The following is a 19,629-nucleotide window of genomic DNA, read 5'->3' as shown; positions in this document are numbered from 1 at the left end:
TTCTATTTCTCTTTTGCCTTATTCGCTTCGCCAGAGCCAAGCACATGCTTAAGCGGATTTGGCACAGACACGTCCGGACGGCGCAAATACAGCGGTTCAACAGCTTTTACGTACTCATCTTTATTTGCACATTCCAAAGAGCATTGCTCGAAAATTTGCAAACCTTGCACACCCAAGTCAAGCGCGCAAACTTCAGCAATAACGCCAACATTGGCAATATTGCGCCAATCTTCAACGTATTTTTTAGCACCGTGACCGAGCACATCCACGCAATAATTTTCGCAATTTTTGCTTGCTAAATACTCATTCACACGAGCCACAACATTTTGCGGATAGTCAATATCCATATTTATCAGCGCATTGCCTTCGCCGTCATACAAGGACATGTACACTTGGCGACGGCGCGCATCATTTAGTGAAAGCACGTAGTGACGAATATTAGAGTCGCAAAAATCCACAGAATCCGGAATATTTAGTAGCAAATCCTTGCAAATAACGCCATTTTTGCGAGCTTTTTCAAACGCACCAGAGCGCATCATCAAACTTTGAGGAAGAAGACTATCACACCCCAAAATTTCAGCATTATTTGCAAACGCGATCGCTTTCGCTGCAACCAATCCCGCGCGAAGACCAGTAAAAGGAGCAGGACCTACGCCCACAACCACGCGATCAATATCCGAAGGCTTAAGCCCTGCGTCCTCCACAACTTTCGCAATATTTACTTGTAAACGCTCCACGTGAGTGCGCGAGTCGGTTTCAACAATCGGCTCATGACCCACAATTCCGACAGTAGAGCCAAATGATGTGTCAATAATCAGCGTATTACTCATGTTCATTCCTCGAAATCACGTACCAGACTAGCTTACTCGCTTAGCACAACTTGCGTTATTTATTGCGATATTTACTTATGTATTACTCGCGTATTACTCTGCCTATTTCTTAATTACAATTTTGCAAGTCGATTAAGCCAATCCTTGCCGACAGCTTTCAAAGTTACGATTCGCTCACCGTCGCTAGTAAAATCGTCTACTTGCGAAGAATCAATAGGTCTTGCAATATGAACTTCTAAACGCTCAGCAGCAAGCACTCCAGCCATTTGCTCACCCCACTCCATAAGCACAACAGTGCCGTCTCCCGGCTCTTCCAAAGCTTCGTCAAGCCCCAAAGATTCAAGCTCGTCAAGCAAACGCGAAACAGTATCTTGACCCGGAGCAAAATCTTCGCCACCCAAACGGTAAGCGTCAACGTGAATTAAAGTCGCAGGCTTGCCATCCGCAAAAGTGCCATGCAATTCTCGCGCAATCGTAAAAGTTGGAGACACAATCGGCTCACTAATTGAAAGCCCTGCGCCAAAACCTTGCGCAAACGTTGTTTTACCAGCTCCAAGAGGGCCAGAAAGCAGCAGAACGTCGCCTTCTTTAACTAGTTTTGCCACAGCTTTGCCAAGCTCACGCATATCAGCATCCGTAGGCACAGTACAAACTTTTTGCTGTTCTGACACCGTTTCTTCTTTCATACTTAACACAATCTTTCTAATTTGCAGTTATTAATTTACGATTTTTAATTTACGTTTCCTATTTACGATTCCTATTTGCGATTCTTAATTACGATTCTTAATTTACGCTTTCTAATTTCCTCGAGCCGCAATGAGCATAATACATTTTTCAAGCGCATAATTCGCGTCACTAGATCCGCCTTTGCACTGCTCATCCGCCCAAGCTAAAGATTGTAAACATTGAGAAACACCTGCACTATTCCATCCAGCAAGCTGACGCATTGCCATTTTAAGCGCCCACGGGTTTACTTTCGCTTCAGCACTAGAAATCGTGCCGTTGCGAATTGCCATTGCGAGCGCAATTACGCGTACTTTTGCAGCCAAAGCACCTATTAATGCTATGGCGTCAACTCCTTGAGCAATTGCAGTTCTTGCTGCAAGCACAGCAGAACCTGCATGACCTGCAACAGCTTTATCCGCAACAAAAAAGCCGGTAACTTGCGGATCTGCAATCAAGTATCGATCGACAATATCAAGCGTTATTGGATTATCATCATAATCGAAGCATAATTGCGAGCATAATGCTGCAAGCTCTCCTGTTTTACTTCCCAAAACTGACACAAGACGTTGTGCTGCTTGAGGCTCAACGCTTCGATTGTGACGCTCAAATATGCTCATAACAAAGTTGAGTTTTGCATCGTCTTTTTTAAGATCCGGCACTGTAATTGTGTTTGCGCCAGCTTTCGTTAGGCGCGTAATAATAGACTTTCCTTTAAGCCCACCTTCGTGACGTGCAATAACCCAAGTTGCAGAAGAGTCTACAAAATTATTTTCACTATTTTGCGCTTGTTTGCAGAAATTTTCGATTGCGTCTACTAAAGACTCGTCTGCTTGTTGCAAATTATTTATTATTACAATCGTTCCGTCACCGAAAAGCGAAGGACCTACAGCTTCGTCAAATGCGTACTGATCCGCAGTTGACGCATCGAGTTCAATAATTTCAGCATCCGGAGCACTTTCTTGAACTTTTTCACGCACAGTTCGAGCATTAAGCTCGTTTAAGTAAGCGTCACCTCCAACTACCAGCGTAACTGGCATAACGCGTTGCGCGCGCTTATTATTTGCTGCCATAATGCTCCTTAAACCAACCAACTCTTAACCATCATAATATTGCATTCGAATATGCGTGCGTGTTTGCTACTCTTCGAAAATTTTCTCTGCTTCTCGTAGCGTTCGCTTTGCAGAAGCAGACCACAGTTGACCAATTATGTTAGCTCTTTGAACATAATACTTATTGCGAAAAGCTCGCAAAGTTAGCATAGACAAAGCCAATATCACAAATTCTGCGCACAACATTGCCCACGCTCCTGCTGCACCTTTTATCCATGGAAACACGCCAAAAGATACTTCATCGCACCAACACGCACACTTTTGCATAAAGCTTGTTCCAATTGATGAAGCTCTCGCAAAAATAAGCGATAATCCATCGTTAAAGCTCGCACAAACTAGCGAAATTAAGCCGAACACTGTTGCCCAATCCATAAGAGGCGCAACTATTAAGTTAGCTGGCACAGACATAAAAGACACTTCCGGTTGCATAAGAATTTGCACTGGCATAGTCCAAAATTGTGCAGAAAGCGTTATAGCTAGCGCAGAAGCAACACAAGATGGCATATATTTTGCAAACGTTTTAGAAATCGGCACTCCCATAACAACAATTCCCAAAGTTGCTGCGGAAGAAAGAGCAAAAGCATAGTCCCAAGCGTATGAGGGATTTACCACAAGCACGCCTATAACAGTCCAACTTAAAGCACTAGCTGACTGGTATGGTCGTTTACAACACCATGCAACAGCGGATATTATTCCCATAATTAACGCTCGAAGCACAGATGCAGAAGGGTAAACTATTGCAGCCAAAGCAATTTGCAACGTAATTTGTATTAAAGATGTAGACCAACGAGGCAACAGTAATCGTGCGCAAAACTTGCGAATAATCATACTAAGTAGCAAAAAGTGCCCACCTGAAACTGCCATAACATGCATGATTCCAGCATGTTGAAAATGTTGACGCGTCATATTCGCATAAGTTTCGTCGACCGGCTCAAGTGAACTTGCATCCTCTACTGGCACATATTCTTGTCCAAGCATGCCAACAGTTACTCCAGGAACCAACATTCTGCCTTGCATATCGAGCTTATTTGTTACGTCATAAAACGATTTCCACAAATTACTAACAGCTTTATGCCAAAAGTCTGAGTCTTGTACAACATGCAAGTTTCGTTGAGTTTTTTCTACATGCAATTCAGGCTTACTACTATCAAATCTCGAAGCTTTCACGCTAACAGGAACGCTTAGGCTCGAACCATAGCTAAGTTGCTTGCATATTGGCGAATACGCATACAGTCGCGCTTGAACGTAACTTTTTTGCGCATCAAACTTATGCACTTGAACATTAGCTTGGCAATCTCCTTTAAAACTTCTAGACGAGCGCACAGGAGCAACTACTGTAAATTCTGCAAATCGCGCGCGCTCGGCATTATTTCCTTGAAAATACAGTGCTTTAGTAGGATTATTGCCGCGTATTTCTCGCATAATAACGTCACCAGATATCACATATTGAGTTATGTACGAAAGCATGCACGCAGCTACAAAAACGTTTATTATTACTAAAACTGTTCTGCGCCATATAAAAAACTTAAATTTTTTGCAAAATATAAAAATCGAAACTATAGTTGCATTGAATAAAACTATTGAAATGCAATAAATTATAGTAAAATTGCATAAGAATTTTCCAATTAAGCACCCAGCCCAGCACGCTGCAGCAACAGGAATCATACGAAAGTCACGACTTCCAGAAACTTTTTCTACTTTTTCTACGTTTTCTACTATCTCTACGTTTTCTCGCATAATTCACCTATTTGACGTCAACATTCCCACGGAATTTATTCAAGGTTTTAGGCCCGATTCCTTTAATTTGCATCAAATCTTCTAAACTGCGAAAATAACCAACTCTTTTACGTTGAGCAATAATGCGCGCAGCAGTTTTGGGTCCGATTCCTTTTAAGGTTTGTAGTTGATCAAGCGTTGCAGTGTTTATATTGATTCTGCCAGTGTTACTTTGATGAGAAGCAGTATTTTCGTTGCTTCTGTCGCTTTTGTTGCTTCCACTGTCGCCTTTACTGTCGTTGTTGCCTTTACTTACATCACCTCCGTCGCTTCCGTCACCTCCGTTGTTTCCGTCACCTCCACTGTTTTCGTCGCTTTCATTACTTACGCTTTTTTCTTCATCATCATTTTTATTCTTATCTTTTACATTATTAAAAGAAGACTTTTCGCGACTAGTATCGTCGTTTTCTATTGCAAACGCGCCTGCTTTTTCGTTCTGAACTCGTTGATATGTTAAGGATTGAGAAATGAGCATTGTCAGGCTTGCACAAAGAGCTGCAACTAGTATCAGCATTAAAGCAAGCGTATGTACAGGCTTCATGTGAAATCTAGGAGAAGTTTTGCTACTTATAATTTCTTCATCAAAAGAATTACAAGCTTTTTCGCAATAGTCGTCACTAAAATTTTTACCAACATTGCTGTTAGAAAATTCTTCTAAAGACGTTGCAATTCGTCTCCGAGGCAAATCAGACGCAGGCTTATTAAACCTAAAATTATGCGCATAATTCTGCCCAAAATTCTGCCCAAAGTCTTCCATAAATCCCCCAACTCTTAAAGTTCTTAACTTAACTATTGGGCAACTTATAACACTTCGCAACAAAAATACGCGCCTGTGGTTAAAACCTTTAACAGCCAAAGCGACTGAAGGAACGCTCGCGCGGTTAACGCGCTCGCTACGAAACTCGCGTTGGAAGTCCACTGGACTTCCAACTTAAGCGAGTTTCCGCATTGAAATGCCTACGCGCGCTACGCTTTGAGCGCTCCGGCAAGTCAATGCGCAGCTTAATTAAGCGACTTTAGTTGCACTTAGTAAACCACGCACTTTACGTAACTTTCTGCACGAGTCTATGAGTTTTGTGTTGACGGTTAGCGTGTTGAGAGGCTGGAAAAATTGTGTTCAGTGCTAAAAGAGGACTGAGAAGCTACATTCTTTAAATATAGGCGAACACAATAAGCGTCTTTAGCAACCAGAGCGCACGAAGGACGGAACGCACGCAAACACAAATTTTCCAGCCTCGTCAAAACCAAAAAACTAAATCAGTTACAAAACTCATAGACGAAACCCAAGAATAACAAAAAATGCTGTAAAGCGCGAAAAATCGCGCAATACAGCATTAATTAAGCCGAATCTTACCTCTCGTCTGGTACAATAGACACAATCTTCGGAGCCTTCACAATCACCTTGCGCGGAGCCTTACCGCCCAAGCGATCAGCTACAGCTTCTAGCGCAAGCTTTTCAAGCTCAGAAGCGTCAATATTTGGATCAACTTCAAGCTTTGCACGAACCTTGCCCTTTATTTGCACAACGGCAGTAACAGTATCCTCACCAACGTAACGAGCATCTGCAACAGGCCAATCTGCGTGAGCAATAGACTTATCATGCCCAAGCTTGCTCCACATTTCTTCGCAAATATGCGGCGCAATTGGAGCCAACATAAGAACCAGCGGCTCAACAGCTGCTCTCGGCACGTGAGGAAGCGAAGTCAAGTGGTTGTTAAGCACAATCAGCTTAGCAATTGCAGTATTTGGACGCATTGCTTCCATTTCCACAGTCACTTCTGCAATTGTGTTGTTAAGAATCTTCAACGTCTTCTCATCCAAAGCGTCGTCAGTTACCACGCAAGCTCCGGTTTCTTCGTTCACAACGTTACGCCACAAGCGCTGCAAGAATCGCATGCCACCAACAACGTTACGCGTGTTCCACGGACGAGACTCAGAGAGCGGACCCATGCTCATTTCGTACAAGCGGAACGTATCTGCACCGTAGTTTTCGTACATGTAGTCTGGGGTCACAATATTCTTTAAGCTCTTGCCCATTTTGCCGAACTCGCGGTTCACAGTTTCGCCATGCCACGTAAAGGTTGGCTCGCCAGTGCCGTTTGAAGCACCTTCTTCAACCTCGTCAGCAGGAACGTACTGTCCGCGCTCATCCGTATAAGCGTAAGCCTGAATCATGCCCTGGTTAAACAAGCGGTGGAATGGCTCAGCAGAATCCACGTAACCCAAGTCGTAAAGCGCCTTATGCCAGAACCTGGAGTAAAGCAAGTGCAAAACTGCGTGCTCTACACCACCAACGTAAAGGTCAACGCCGCCAGAAACATGCTCTTTGCCTGGACGGTTTGTGCCCATCCAGTAGTCATATTCATCGCTGTCAACCATATGCTCAGCGTCGTTTGGATCCAAGTAGCGCATGTAATACCAGCAAGAACCAGCCCAGTTTGGCATAGTGTTGGTGTCGCGATAGTAGGTTTTTACGCCGTCACCAAGGTCGAGCTGAACTTTTACCCAATCCTCGTTTCGGCTCAAAGGTGCTTCAGGCTCAGAATTTGCGTCGTCTGGAGCGTAAGTTTTTGGCTGATAATCAGGAACGTCCGGCAATGCAATTGGAAGCTCACTATCTGGCACTAAGTGAGCAACACCGTCCTCATCGTAAACGATTGGGAATGGTTCACCCCAGTAGCGCTGACGAGAGAACAGCCAGTCGCGAAGTCGGTAAGAAACTCTACCTTTTCCTACGCCTGCAGCTTCAAGCCAAGTCGTCACCTTTTTAATAGCTTCATCTACACGCAAACCGTTAATAGACAAAGCATCGCCAAGCTTATGAGTATGTTCTACTGCTGAATTAATAACAATTCCGTCGTGAGAAACAAACGGAGCTTTACCCTCGTAATCCTCCAACTTTTCTTCGGAATCAGGCAAAGGCTCAACAGTGTAAATTACTGGCAAACCGAATGCTTTTGCGAAATCATAATCGCGCTGGTCGCCGCCAGGAACTGCCATAATTGCACCTGTGCCGTAGCCCATAAGCACGTAGTCAGCAGCAAACAGTGGAAGCTTTGCTCCAGTTACAGGATTAATTGCATAAAGACCCGTAAACAAGCCTGTTTTTGCTCCTGCGTCTTCCGTGCGATCTTTAGCAGTCTTCGCGCGAGCTTGAGCTTGATACTCTGCCAAGCCTTCTTTAAGACTTGCGTAACCGCCCTTCCAGCCTTCTGGAACGTCCGCACCCCAAGCTTCTGGAACATGCTCAAGAATTGGGTGATCCACAGAAACAACAGCAAAAGTTGTGCCAAAAAGCGTGTCTGGACGAGTAGTGTACACTTCCAAATCGCGCGTTTCGTCATCCGCACATGGCACTTCAAAGTGCACAGATGCACCGTGAGATTCGCCAATCCAGTTTCGCTGCATAAGCTTAACTTTTTCTGGCCAATCAATAGTGTTCAAATCTTCCACCAAGCGGTGTCCATAATCGGTAATTCGCATGGACCACTGGCGAAGGTTGCGCTGGAATACTGGGAAGTTTCCGCGTTCAGACTTACCTTCTGCAGTAACTTCTTCGTTTGCGAGCACAGTTCCCAAGCCTGGGCACCAATTTACAGGAGATTTAGAAATATAAGCAATACGGAAATTGTTTAATACATCCGCTTGCTCTACTTTATTAAGCTCTTCCCACTTTTTGCCTGCAAAACCAGGAATTTCGCGCTTTCCGCTCTTAAACTCATCAACAAGCTCAGCAATTGGTCGAGCAGAACCTTTTCCGCCGTCTTTGCGCACAAAATCAGGGTTGTACCAAGCGTCATAAAGCTTGGAGAAAATCCACTGCGTCCAACGCACATAATTCGTATCAATAGTTGCAAAAGACCTACGATCATCAAAGCTCAAGCCCATGCGGTGCAGCTGCCTGCGCATATTAGCAATATTCGCTTCGGTAGTAATGCGAGGGTGCTGACCAGTTTGCACAGCGTACTGTTCAGCCGGCAAACCAAAAGCGTCATAACCCATTGCATGAAGAACATTCTCACCCTTCATGCGATGGTAGCGGCTTACAACATCCGTTGCCAAATATCCAAGAGGATGTCCAACGTGTAAGCCTTTGCCGGAAGGATACGGGAACATGTCCATTGCAAAGAAAGAAGGACGACCGTCAGCATTCCTGCCTTCGCCATCCTTCAAATTGCCCTTAACATTAGCGGCCCAAAATGTGCCCTGCTCGTCCCAGGTTTTTTGCCAGCGCTGCTCAATATCTTGTGCGAGCTGCGCGTTGTAACGAAAAGCTGGCTCAGCAATAGTAGCTTTGTTGTCAGCTGTTGCATACTGTTGATCGTTGTCGTTCATACCCTAGGACTATAGCGTCTAATATCGTCATTACGCAACACTTTTTACAAGTTTTGTTAAGAAAAATATGCTTTTTACGAAAGTTTTACTGTTTAATGCAATAAATTTATGCAAACAAGCTTTTTCATAAAATCCATTATTACAATAGTAAACAAAACAATAGTAAACAAATTATTATTAAATAACTTTTTAATACAAGAGGTTAAGAATTGAAAGTACCGAAGAATACACTACTACTTATTGCTTGTTTAGTTTGGGCAGCAGCAGGCTTTAATATTCTCAATATTGGGTTGTTAGCATACCAAAATTATTTGCAACCACTTAATTATGCTTTGTCTATTCTTGTTTTTGGCATATTCCAATTCCTAATTTTTGGCAAACTCGTAAAAAAGCATACTCAAAGAATTAACGGCTATGCTGAAGAAAAGCAGTTTTTCCTTAAATTCTTTGACGTAAAATCCTTCATAATTATGGCTTTTATGATGACAGGCGGAATTGCTTTGCGCGCAACTAACGCAGCTCCAGAACAGTTTATTGCAGTGTTCTACACAGGCTTAGGAACTGCACTATTTTTAGCAGGATTACTTTTTGGTTATCAATTTGCAAAAACGCTCTGCCCTGCACTTAAACACAAAGCATCTGATTGTGCTAATACTTCAGTAAAATAGTGAGTTTGGGAATAAATTAATAAATATTTTATTAAGTATGTAGCGCATGTTTCGTATGCGCTACTACGTTAAGAAGGCTTCTATGAACAACGCTGTATATAAGAAAAGTAGATTATATGCTCCTGAGCGTTTCTTTGAATGCGAAGGTAAAGGCTTAAAATGGCTTTCTGAAGCTCACAAATATGGCGGTCCTAGAGTGGCTGAAGTATTTGATTGGAGAAACGGTTACCTTAATATTGAGCGCATTGACACTCACTCAGCAACACCAATGGCTGCATTTGAGTTTGGTGCATCGCTCGCTCATATGCACGATTACGGTGCAAAATATTTTGGTGAGGCACCAGCAGATTACGATGGAAAATGCTATTTTGGACCTTTAAGCGATCCAGTTGAAATGCCAACTGGCACTTGGAGTAATGTTATTGACTACCTTGCGGACGGACGATTGCGTCCTATGGTTGAGCTTGGTATTGCTCGCGGAGAGCTTACTCAAAGCGATTTAGATCTTACAAACGAAGTTATTGATGCGCTGCCTGATTTATTAGGAAAAGCTGCAGAAGATAAGCCTGCTCGAGTTCACGGAGACTTGTGGAGTGGAAACGTGTTATGGACTAAAAGTTCAGACGGCGAACACACTGAAGCTGTTCTTATCGACCCTGCAGCACATGGTGGACACCGCGAAGAAGATTTAGCTATGCTTCATCTGTTTGGAATCAGCTATTTTAAGCAGATTTTAGACGGCTATCAGTCTGTTCATCCACTTAAAGCAGGTTTTGAGCAGCGCATGATTATTTGGCAGCTCTACCCTATTGCAGGACATTGCGTGTTCTTTGGTGGAGGTTACGTGAGCGAATACCGTAATATGTGCGAAAGTCTTATAAAAAGTTCTATAAGATAATTTTGCTCACTAAAATAGCAATGTAAGTATTTAGCACATGGCTATATACAATGTTAGAAGATAGTTACAAGTAGATCACATATAGACAGCAACAGATAGACCACGAAACGAGAGGTCACTACTATGATTCGTTTGTGCAACAGAACTATGCATCGTTCTTTAGTTATGCTGGCAGCATTAGTTACGATGCTTTTTGTTGTTAGCTCGTGCGCAAGTTCAACAAAAACTTCTTTAAAATCTGAAAATAAAGAACAAGCGAATCACGGTAACGTTATTGTTTTTACTCCATCAGACGGATTAGCAATAACACGTAATAAGCCTCTAAGCACGTGGGACATATTGGTTCCAGAATTAATAAAATCGTTAAAAGATAAGGGATTTGACGATAATTCTATTACTACTAAAACTTCTTCTAGCCTTTCAGAACAAAGCCGCGATGTGCAAGATTATGTAGTAAATTTGCTAAGCTCATTGAACAATGCAAAACAGAATAATTCAGGAAAGCACAATTCTGTTTCTGAAAATTCAAAAATCAAAAAACAATTAAGTAAAACGACAATTGTTATAGCTCCATGGACTAGCAAAAACGGCAATAATAACTATGGAGATTATGCAACGTTGCCTGCGTCTAATTCTGAAAATACACAAAAATCAAATACTCAGGACTTAAATTTACAAAACGACGATAACTCTCAATCATCTAAAGATGAGCTTAATGCAGAAAAACGATTGGCATCCTCACTTCGCCTAGCAAAAAAGGCGGGAATCCACGTTGTTATGCTCTCACGGAATGTTAGCGGTTTCAAACCTGATGTGATGTTCCATTTATCTGACGCAAGAACCATTGGCGAAATTCAAGCAACAACTCTGATACAAAAAATCGCTCTAGATCGTGCAACTAAAGAAAATCCACGCTATATTGAAGTTCTTTTGCCATGTCACAATCAAAAAAATATTAATGCAAACAATAATAATCAACAAAATAACAGCGACGAAGCAAGCGAAGATGATGATTCTAACAACAATACGCATGCAAATAGCGAAACAGCATTCCATGATGATTTTGCTGAAGAAGCATTCGCTGGCATTTGGAAAGTTTTGAGACCATATTTTGCTTCTGGAACATTAATAAGCACTTCTGGAAGATTGAATGTGAATAGTAGCGAAAAAGACTGGACCAATGTTGCTTTCGACGCAGATGTAGCTGACTCTGTGAAAAATGAGTTAACAAAACGAATTACGAAAAGTACAAGTCTTTTTTCACACTCAAGGCATCGCGTTGATGGAATTATTGCGCTCGATGATCAAATTGCTTTACAAGCCGTACAAGCACTAAACAATCTCGGTTATGAAGGAAGCGCAGCAGATATAAACCCATCTTTCAATTTGCCGGACGTTATCGGAAACTTCATAGGGAAACGAGATCTTAATAAAAGACCAGTTCCTGCTCCAAAAGATTCTGCAAAGAAATCCGAAAAAGAATTACGACAACAGCAGAAAAAAGATGAGGAAGAAGAATCAGAAGCAAAGAAATGGCCAGTAATAACTGGTTATGGCGCGTACAAAAATATTATGCCAAACATTGTGAGCGGAAAGCAATGGATGACAACTATAGAAAATCATAAGCAGATTGTTCAAGATCTTACTGCTACTTGTTATTCTTTGAACAGAAACGGTAAACTTGACAAAAAAATCGCTACAGTGCAAACAAAAATTGAACACGGGGAAACTGTCCCTACTGTTAACGAGCGACTAGTGGCAGTAAGCGCAACAAATCTAAAGTCACGTTTAATTGACCCAGGTTACGTATCATTAGCAGACGCAGGCTTGTAAATACAATTTTTGAACGCAAGTTATGGAACGCAAGTTGTGAAATATAAGTTGTGGAACGCAATCTGCAGCTTGAATATAGCTTCAAGCTATAGTCAAGCTATATTCCACGAATTTACACACAGCTAACGTTTGCGTGGAGCATAAATAACGTGTTCGATAAGGTCGTTATAACGCTCTACAACAACTTGACGACGCGCCTTTAAACTTGGCGTAATCAAACCGTTTGCTTGAGTAAACTCATCTGGAACTATTTCGAACTTGCGAATAGACTCAGCTCTAGAAACTAGCTCATTTGCTTTGCTAACAGCACGTTCAACTTCTGCTCGCACAATACCGTTATGTGAAGCTTCTTTTAAAGACCGTACGGGGCATGCACCACGCGAAGAAAGCCAAGTATTTACTTCTGATAAATCGAGCGCAATAATTGCTGAAACAAACGGCTTCCTGTCTCCGATAACAACAGCTTGAGAAATAATAGGTGAAGACATTAATGAAGCTTCTAACGCATTTGGAGATAAGTTCTTACCACCAGCAGTAATAATAAGATCTTTCTTTCTGCCTGTAATACGCACAAAACCGTCATCGTCTAAAGATCCAAAATCTCCAGTATGCAACCAGCCATTTACAATCTGCTGTTTGGTAAGCTCAGGATTATTATGGTAGCCTTTGCACACTGCAGGACTTTTAATACACAATTCACCATCATCAGCAATAGCAACAGATACACCCTTTACAGGCAAACCAACGGTACCAATGCGATAACCTGTCGTAGGATTCACCATAGAAGGAGCACAAGTTTCTGTCATTCCATAGCCTTCTAGAAGAGGCAAACCAATGCCATTAAAGAAGTGTGCAATCGACAAATCTAAAGGAGCACCGCCCGAAATAGCGTATGAAACAGAGTCTCCAAATACGTGTAGTAGTGGAGCATACACTAATTTTTTACATATTGAATGGCTAAGAGCGAGCATTGGAGGAACCATTGAACTAGACTGCTGAGCGCGAGACCATTCGCGAGCAACCTTAGATGCATAAGCAAAAATAAAACCTTTTACTCCTCTGCCTGCTTTTTGAGAAGCAGCATTGTAAATCTTCTCAAAAATGCGTGGAACCCCAAGAATAAATGTTGGTTTAAAAGTTTGAAAATCAGACAATACAGTTTTCAAATTACTCGTCAAACCAAGAGTTATATTTCCAGCAAAGCAGAACAATTGCATAAACCTAGCAAAAACGTGCGCAAGAGGCAAGAACAGCAAAAGACGCGGGCTGCCTTTTAACGCAATGTCTGGCATAGAAATAACACCTGATTTAGCAATAAAGACAAAATTGCTATGAGTAAGTTCAATTCCTTTTGGCTCACCAGTTGAACCTGAAGTGTACACAATTGTTGCTATGTCACTTCCATTAACAGCGTGCACTCGCTCATAAAATTCAGCATCAGTTACTGCTTTACCGTATTCAATGCACGCGTCGATAGCACCACGATTCATCACATATACGTCGTGAAGAGTAGGACATTCTTCCTGAACAGCCTCTACTTTTGGCAACATTTCAGGAGACTCCACAAATATTGAACATACTTGAGAATCTTGAACAATATGTTGTATTTGCAACGAAGAGCTTGTTTCATAAATTGGCACTGTCAATGCGCCTATAGACATAATAGCCATATCAAGAATTGTCCATTGCCATGAAGTGTGAGCAATAATTGACACAGCGTCACCAGGCATTACCCCTCTAGCAATAAAGCCTTTAGCGACAGCTATTACTGTATCTCTAAATTCTTGAGCAGTATATGACTTCCAAACGCCGTCAGCTCCAACGTATTCAACCAAAGAACCATTAGGATTGCGCTCTGCTCGCTCTTCTAGCAGTGAGAAAACATTAACATCTGTATCAATAGACTCATCAAGTGGACGAGAATATTCTTGCATATTAGCTCCTCTATCTGCTGAATTGACGTATATCTTTACTATACGCGATTTGCAAGCCTTCGCATATGCGAATATCTACAAGATTGTAATAAATTTTGTTCATTTATCTACAAATATCTACGATATAAATATAGTATTTTGCTTATTCCACAGGCTTAAGCACAATGCGACGCTTAACAGTCATTCTTTCAGGATTAGCATATGTACGATTTTTACGTTTTAAACCCCACTGCACACAAGTTGTGCCGCAATGGTCCGAACCTCCTTCGACATGTGCAAAATTCTGGCCTCTTTTCACAAAAACACCAACGCTAAACTTTGTTACAGCAGGCTCAAAAGTGGATGTCAGTTCACCATGCCTAATAGTCACAACTGATTTACCAGCGACTTTACCAGCAAAACTAATAACGCCATCTGCAGGCGCAAATAAAGGAGTCCCTGTGCTTGCAGCTAAATCTACGCCGCGATGCCCAGCCATCCAAGGTTTAGGCGGAGGATTAAAAGCTTTTACTATTCGTGCAGGTTTTACAGGCCATTGCATAGCTGACTTGCATGTTTTTTCGCTATAAGCGCCTTTAGAAAGAGCACACTTGTGGCAACATGTCACAGCAGATTCTACAACATAATATTTAAGATGATGACTATTTTGCGAAATTTCGGGTTGTAAAAACAGCGTATCTAATAAAATAACTGAGATTATAAAAATCCCCAAACAGGCAGATATTTTGTAATATAATTCATAATTTTTGCGAATACACATATATTCCCCATCCGTATTTTTATAAAACGACTTTTATAAAAGTTTTGCAGCTAATTTGCAAAAATCATAAGCTTTTAAAGCATTGTGGATAAAACATATGCTTATAATCACTGTTTCGACACGCCAAAACACGCCATATTTGCATCTTTGAAAATTACGTGTAATATAAATGTCTTGTGCACAGCGCTTAGTTGAGTACAAGATATTCCTGCGTAGCTCAGTTGGCAGAGCGTTCGACTGTTAATCGAATGGTCGCTGGTTCAAGCCCAGCCGCAGGAGCCATGAAGCCACTGGTTTTCCAGTGGCTTTTTGCGTTAAATATTACGACTTGTATCCACAAGCAAAATCTTGATTGTTTAGCGCTCATGAGCGTGGCTAACATAAACATTTTGGCGTATTATATAAACAAGTTGCGTATTCAAATGCGCTAATGTTGAGCAGCAATAGATAACAGAGGACAAATATGAATCAACATAGCTCCGATAGTGTTGAAAAGAGTCAAAAGAAAAAGCTCATTATTCTCATTGTGGGAATTGTTGTGCTAGCTTTAGCTCTTGGCGCAGTTGGCACACTTTGGTATATGAAGCAGACTGAACGCACTAAAGCAGCTCGCAAACAGTGCGAAATAAAAGTTGCACAAATTTCTAAAGCCAAAGCCGTATGGAAAAGTTTAGTACACAACAGCGTAATAACAGATCTCACAAAAGGTGACTCTGATAACGCAAAAGAACTTGCTAAAATCATGAGCGAAAAGGTTCCTGACGCAGTATCTTGCACAGCAAACTCTCCTGAAGAACTTGGTTCCCAAAGCGTAGAAGCTTTAGCTGCTTCTGAATGGTATGCAGTCAAAGCAAAAAGAGTGCGCGAGTTGGCTGTTACATTAATCGATGAAAATAACAAAAAAGATAAAGACAAAGACAAGCAAGACGAAGAAACAAAGAAGCAAGAGATAAATGAATCGACTGGAATTGTAATTCAGCGTTCAAATGTTGTCCCACCAAAGCCAAAGCCAACACCAGCGCCGACGACAAATACTCAAGACACTAAGAAACAGAAGACTGAGAAGAATAAGAATAAAGACAAAGACAAGAACAAAGACAAGAACAAAGATAAGGAAAAAGAACAGGAAAAGAACAAAGAAAAAGATAAGGATACAAAAGGCAGCGAAGACGGATCTGGCGACGGAAACCATAAAGGAAATGATGGTCAAGAAGATCCGAATGATAAAGCAAAAAAGGGCGACCAAGATCCCTCTGCTAAAGCGGACCTAATAGGACCTCCACCATCTTCAGAATCTCCACAAAAACCATAAAACATATTCCTCTGTTATCTAACTCAATAATAAAAGCTCCCAGCGTATATCACTGGGAGCTTTTACATTATCTAACTCTACATCGTAAACGATGTTGAACTTTATAAACTATTCGTTCATTTTGCTACTCGAACATGAGTTAAATCGACTTCCTCAAGAGGAATTACTCGAGTATGATTTTTAATCTTGTAGCCAATGTATAGAACGATAAATAGCGGCACAGACATGTACGTGATTCCAATAGCCTGCCAGTTAAGCGTTGCAAATGAATGCAAATCCTGACCAACAATAACAAGAATGCATAAGAAGAACGCAACAATAGGACCAAACGGATACCACTTTGCTCGATAAACTAATTCATCTAAGGAATGACCTTGAGCCAAGTATGCTTTACGGAAGCGATAATGAGCTGCAGCAATACCAGCCCAAGCAATAAAACCAGTCAAACCACTTGCAGCAACCAGGAACATGTAAATTTGCGAACCAAAAATACTCATAAAGAAAGTAAATAAAGCAACTACAAATGTAGCAATCAACGCAGGAACAGGAATACCACGAAGACTTACCTTGCCAAATACTTTTGGAGCATTATCTTCTTTTGCGAGCGAATAAAGCATTCTTGTTGAAGCATACATGCCGGAATTTGCTGCAGAAATAACAGAAGTCAGAATCACTGCATTCATAACTGCCGCTGCAGCTGCAAGCCCTGCACGTTGGAACACAAGCGTAAACGGACTAATAGCAATATCAGTTACATCAGAACCAAGTAAGTTCTTGTCAGTATAAGGAATAATGCAAGCAATAACGAAAATTGCAAGAATGTAGAAGAGAAGAATACGCCAGAACACTTGCTTTACAGCTTTTGGAATACTCTTTTCAGGAGTTGCAGACTCTCCAGCAGTAATACCAATAAGCTCAGTTCCTTGGAAAGAGAAGCCTGCAATAGCGAACGCACACAACACTGCAGGAACACCGCCTGCAAATGGAGCGTCCTTATGAGTGAAGTTTTGCAAGAATGGCGCTTTGCCACCAACAATGCCAACAATCGTAAGCGAACCGATAACAAGGAATACGATTACTGCCAACACTTTAATAATAGAAAGCCAATACTCAGTTTCTCCAAAGCACTTAACTGTAAGCACATTGATAACCAAAATAAGCATAAGAACCGACAGTGAGAAAATCCATATTGGCACTGTTGGGAACCAATATTGCAGAACTATTGCTGCAGTACTAACGTCCACCGCAACCGTAATAGCCCAATTAAACCAATAGTTCCAGCCCATTGCGAAACCTAGTGCAGGATCAATAAAACGTCCAGAATACGATGCAAACGATCCACTAATAGGCATAAATGTTGCCATTTCACCAAGGGAAGTCATAAGGAAGTACACCATAATGCCAATCGCACCATAAGCAAGCAAAGCACCACCAGGACCAGCCATATGGATTGTTGCACCACTAGCAACAAATAAGCCGGTGCCAATGCTGCCACCTAAAGCAATCATGGAAATATGTCGGGTTTTTAATCCTCGATGGACATCGTTATTTTGATGAGTATTCTGCTGAGTATTCTGTGCAGCAGTAGATGATAATGAGCTACTCATTTTTCCTCCTTTCATGACAATCAGAGGCAAAACAAGCAAGCAAAAGCAAGCGTGTCGATAGCTCTCCGCAGCGGATGCCAAATCACTGCGACAGTCCTTGGTATATTAAGCCAAGTCCCAGCTCACTACTTTTGGGATTAAGCAGTAAACTTCGGCGCTCTCCCCTTTTGTAAGCAATTAACGCTTTCCCTGGCTCATGCTTACTACTCTTGTCGAGCGCAACCTCTGGTCGATGGTGTTCATTATTAGTACGACTTGCAGACAAACAGTAAAAAATACGGCGTGGCGCATAAAAATTAAAAAATAATAACAAAAAACGCCACCCCAAAAAGAGGTGACGTTTAAAATTTGTGGAGCTAGGGGGATTCGAACCCCCGACCCCCTCCATGCCATGGAGATGCGCTACCAGCTGCGCCATAGCCCCGTTTTTACTTATGCCGTTCAAACGAACCTTTGATAGGTTACAACAAATAGCCGTTCTATCCAAATGCGGCGTGTCGAATTCAACTTACAAATTCCAAAAATCCTGCGAATTCTACTAACAATTTAGTCGCCAATTCGGCAAACCAATTCAAGAACCAATTCGAAAATTAGTTACCATTGGCACTTCCAGATTGGTCACCATTACCAGGAGAAGTTACATTGTTTGAAGAACCAGTAGATCCCGAAGATCCAGCAGATCCAGCACCTGCATCAGAACTATCAGCACCCGATCCACTATTCCCACTAGCAGCATCACCTGAATTCGTTCCTGAATCATTGTTAGTGTCACTACCTAAATCATTATCGGAATGACCACCTGTTGAACTATCTGCATTTTCATTGCCATGCTCATCATTTTCGTCTTCATTACCATCTTTACTATTAGAATCATCATGAGATTTCTTATGGTCTTGATTAGTATTCGTATTAAGACGTTGCTTAGGTTGTGGTTGATTTTGCTGTTGCTCATGACTAATTTCTTCAGGCTTATCAATATTGTCTGTGCCTTTTCCTTGTGTAAACAAAAGAACAGCACCTGCAGTAACAATAACAGCTATAAGAGCACTTATAACAGCAACAACAATTGTTGTACGATGATCGTTTCTATTTTGGTAAGATCCAGAAGAGTAACCGTAGTTTTCACTAACAACCTTAGATAACGGCACCGGCTCTGGAATTGTGCCTTCCGACAGTTCCATGTCTTCTTCATGCTGTTCACGTAATTTCGACAATTCCAAAATACGCGTATTTTCTAATTCTGGATTACGGACTTGCGAACTAACAGTGCGTCCAAATCTTGCATCTTGAACAGCCATATTTTTGTCATCTGAAGGATCAGTATTACATTGCAACGAATTTGATGAATATTGCATATGAATATCATCTCCAATTCTTTTAGAATCAACATTCTCTAAACCATTTGAACGCACGCTAGAATCTGACACATTACTAAAATTAGACTGTTCTGTAGAAGTATTCGGATTTACTTCCGAAAGTTTACGCGATGAAGCGTGAATAACATTCTGATACAACTGTGATGCTACTGCTGAGACAATAGAACCAATAGCTACGCCAATAACTGAACCAGCAATACCAATTTTCGAAGCAAGTAAAAACGAAGTCACTGCAGCGAGCGATCCAGCTAATACTTGCGTAAACGATATGCCTTTGAAGAAATTCTTCACTTATGCACCTTAACTATTTATGCGAATATAATGCCAAAATGCATGGCAAATATGCAAATTCCACTACCAACATTATTACAACAATGATGGTATCACTCTACGCAAAAATTGCACAGTATTGCCAGAGCATTCTTACAACAAAATCACAAGTCTTATATACATAAAACTTAGCTA

The 19,629-nt window shown here is 41.5% G+C and carries 14 protein-coding genes, 2 tRNA genes and 1 riboswitch; of the genes, 5 read left to right on the top strand and 11 right to left on the bottom strand.

The features are described from left to right. Positions 1-2 precede the first annotated feature (2 nt). The 6 genes from tsaB to leuS all read right to left on the bottom strand — a co-directional run bounded on the left by tsaB (position 3) and on the right by leuS (position 8,776). Positions 3-830: a tRNA (adenosine(37)-N6)-threonylcarbamoyltransferase complex dimerization subunit type 1 TsaB gene (tsaB, locus tag HXT39_RS01990; RefSeq protein WP_004108251.1), complete on the bottom strand. Its 828-nt coding sequence runs from the start codon at positions 828-830 to the stop codon at positions 3-5. A gap of 113 nt (positions 831-943) precedes the next feature. Continuing rightward, the gene (gene tsaE / locus HXT39_RS01985) at positions 944-1,516 is read right to left on the bottom strand and encodes a tRNA (adenosine(37)-N6)-threonylcarbamoyltransferase complex ATPase subunit type 1 TsaE (RefSeq protein WP_102703169.1); all 573 of its coding nucleotides are present in this window, start codon (positions 1,514-1,516) and stop codon (positions 944-946) included. A 111-nt stretch (positions 1,517-1,627) separates the two neighbouring features. Beyond that, positions 1,628-2,626, bottom strand: coding sequence for a DNA polymerase III subunit delta (holA, locus tag HXT39_RS01980; RefSeq protein ID WP_102703170.1), 999 nt, complete (start codon positions 2,624-2,626; stop codon positions 1,628-1,630). 66 nt (positions 2,627-2,692) lie between these two features. Beyond that, positions 2,693-4,402, bottom strand: coding sequence for a ComEC/Rec2 family competence protein (locus HXT39_RS01975; protein WP_233186344.1), 1,710 nt, complete (start codon positions 4,400-4,402; stop codon positions 2,693-2,695). Between the two features lie 7 nt (positions 4,403-4,409). Further along, positions 4,410-5,198 carry a ComEA family DNA-binding protein gene (locus HXT39_RS01970; RefSeq protein WP_102703452.1) on the bottom strand — a complete coding sequence of 263 codons (789 nt, stop codon included), beginning with the start codon at positions 5,196-5,198 and terminating at the stop codon, positions 4,410-4,412. Positions 5,199-5,791: 593 nt separating this feature from the next. Next, positions 5,792-8,776 (bottom strand): leucine--tRNA ligase, encoded by a 2,985-nt coding sequence (leuS, locus tag HXT39_RS01965; protein ID WP_004108262.1) that lies wholly within the window; start codon positions 8,774-8,776, stop codon positions 5,792-5,794. 209 nt (positions 8,777-8,985) lie between these two features. Here leuS and HXT39_RS01960 point away from each other — a divergent pair, with 209 nt between their 5' ends. From HXT39_RS01960 to HXT39_RS01950, 3 genes are all read left to right on the top strand, one after another. Further along, complete coding sequence (locus HXT39_RS01960; RefSeq protein ID WP_102703171.1) at positions 8,986-9,444, top strand: hypothetical protein; 459 nt, start codon at positions 8,986-8,988, stop codon at positions 9,442-9,444. Positions 9,445-9,526: 82 nt separating this feature from the next. Beyond that, positions 9,527-10,342 carry a fructosamine kinase family protein gene (locus HXT39_RS01955; protein WP_033888453.1) on the top strand — a complete coding sequence of 272 codons (816 nt, stop codon included), beginning with the start codon at positions 9,527-9,529 and terminating at the stop codon, positions 10,340-10,342. Positions 10,343-10,465: 123 nt separating this feature from the next. Continuing rightward, positions 10,466-12,175, top strand: a complete 1,710-nt coding sequence (locus HXT39_RS01950) for a hypothetical protein (RefSeq protein WP_004108269.1) — start codon at positions 10,466-10,468, stop codon at positions 12,173-12,175. Positions 12,176-12,297: 122 nt separating this feature from the next. Here HXT39_RS01950 and HXT39_RS01945 read toward each other — a convergent pair whose 3' ends face one another. Beyond that, on the bottom strand, positions 12,298-14,109 hold the full coding sequence (locus tag HXT39_RS01945; protein ID WP_102703172.1) for an AMP-dependent synthetase/ligase: 1,812 nt from the start codon (positions 14,107-14,109) through the stop codon (positions 12,298-12,300). 142 nt (positions 14,110-14,251) lie between these two features. Beyond that, on the bottom strand, positions 14,252-14,869 hold the full coding sequence (locus HXT39_RS01940) for a M23 family metallopeptidase (protein WP_233186343.1): 618 nt from the start codon (positions 14,867-14,869) through the stop codon (positions 14,252-14,254). A 206-nt stretch (positions 14,870-15,075) separates the two neighbouring features. Here HXT39_RS01940 and HXT39_RS01935 point away from each other — a divergent pair. Both HXT39_RS01935 and HXT39_RS01930 read left to right on the top strand, forming a co-directional pair. Then, a tRNA-Asn gene (locus HXT39_RS01935) sits at positions 15,076-15,151 on the top strand. A 181-nt stretch (positions 15,152-15,332) separates the two neighbouring features. Further along, positions 15,333-16,181, top strand: a complete 849-nt coding sequence (locus tag HXT39_RS01930; protein ID WP_102703173.1) for an ATPase — start codon at positions 15,333-15,335, stop codon at positions 16,179-16,181. Positions 16,182-16,297: 116 nt separating this feature from the next. On the opposite strand, the gene HXT39_RS01925 is transcribed toward HXT39_RS01930, so the two are convergent. The 3 genes from HXT39_RS01925 to HXT39_RS01915 all read right to left on the bottom strand — a co-directional run bounded on the left by HXT39_RS01925 (position 16,298) and on the right by HXT39_RS01915 (position 19,455). After that, positions 16,298-17,689, bottom strand: coding sequence for an amino acid permease (locus tag HXT39_RS01925; RefSeq protein ID WP_162861137.1), 1,392 nt, complete (start codon positions 17,687-17,689; stop codon positions 16,298-16,300). 149 nt (positions 17,690-17,838) lie between these two features. Continuing rightward, positions 17,839-18,025: riboswitch (Lysine riboswitch) on the bottom strand. A gap of 114 nt (positions 18,026-18,139) precedes the next feature. Further along, positions 18,140-18,212, bottom strand: a tRNA-Ala gene (locus tag HXT39_RS01920). 166 nt (positions 18,213-18,378) lie between these two features. After that, complete coding sequence (locus HXT39_RS01915) at positions 18,379-19,455, bottom strand: ATPase (protein ID WP_102703174.1); 1,077 nt, start codon at positions 19,453-19,455, stop codon at positions 18,379-18,381. Positions 19,456-19,629 lie beyond the last annotated feature (174 nt).

The sequence above is a fragment of the Gardnerella sp. DNF01159 genome (genome assembly GCF_049244215.1).
GTDB lineage: Bacteria > Actinomycetota > Actinomycetes > Actinomycetales > Bifidobacteriaceae > Bifidobacterium > Bifidobacterium swidsinskii.
This window is presented reverse-complemented; position numbering and strand designations above follow the sequence as displayed.

Coding starts and splice junctions, on each gene's coding strand:
- tsaB (WP_004108251.1), bottom strand. CDS start 830: ATGAGTAATACGCTGATTATTGACACATCATTTGGCTCTACTGTCGGA.
- tsaE (WP_102703169.1), bottom strand. CDS start 1,516: ATGAAAGAAGAAACGGTGTCAGAACAGCAAAAAGTTTGTACTGTGCCT.
- holA (WP_102703170.1), bottom strand. CDS start 2,626: ATGGCAGCAAATAATAAGCGCGCGCAACGCGTTATGCCAGTTACGCTG.
- HXT39_RS01975 (WP_233186344.1), bottom strand. CDS start 4,402: ATGCGAGAAAACGTAGAGATAGTAGAAAACGTAGAAAAAGTAGAAAAA.
- HXT39_RS01970 (WP_102703452.1), bottom strand. CDS start 5,198: ATGGAAGACTTTGGGCAGAATTTTGGGCAGAATTATGCGCATAATTTT.
- leuS (WP_004108262.1), bottom strand. CDS start 8,776: ATGAACGACAACGATCAACAGTATGCAACAGCTGACAACAAAGCTACT.
- HXT39_RS01955 (WP_033888453.1), top strand. CDS start 9,527: ATGAACAACGCTGTATATAAGAAAAGTAGATTATATGCTCCTGAGCGT.
- HXT39_RS01950 (WP_004108269.1), top strand. CDS start 10,466: ATGATTCGTTTGTGCAACAGAACTATGCATCGTTCTTTAGTTATGCTG.
- HXT39_RS01945 (WP_102703172.1), bottom strand. CDS start 14,109: ATGCAAGAATATTCTCGTCCACTTGATGAGTCTATTGATACAGATGTT.
- HXT39_RS01940 (WP_233186343.1), bottom strand. CDS start 14,869: ATGTGTATTCGCAAAAATTATGAATTATATTACAAAATATCTGCCTGT.
- HXT39_RS01930 (WP_102703173.1), top strand. CDS start 15,333: ATGAATCAACATAGCTCCGATAGTGTTGAAAAGAGTCAAAAGAAAAAG.
- HXT39_RS01925 (WP_162861137.1), bottom strand. CDS start 17,689: ATGATTGCTTTAGGTGGCAGCATTGGCACCGGCTTATTTGTTGCTAGT.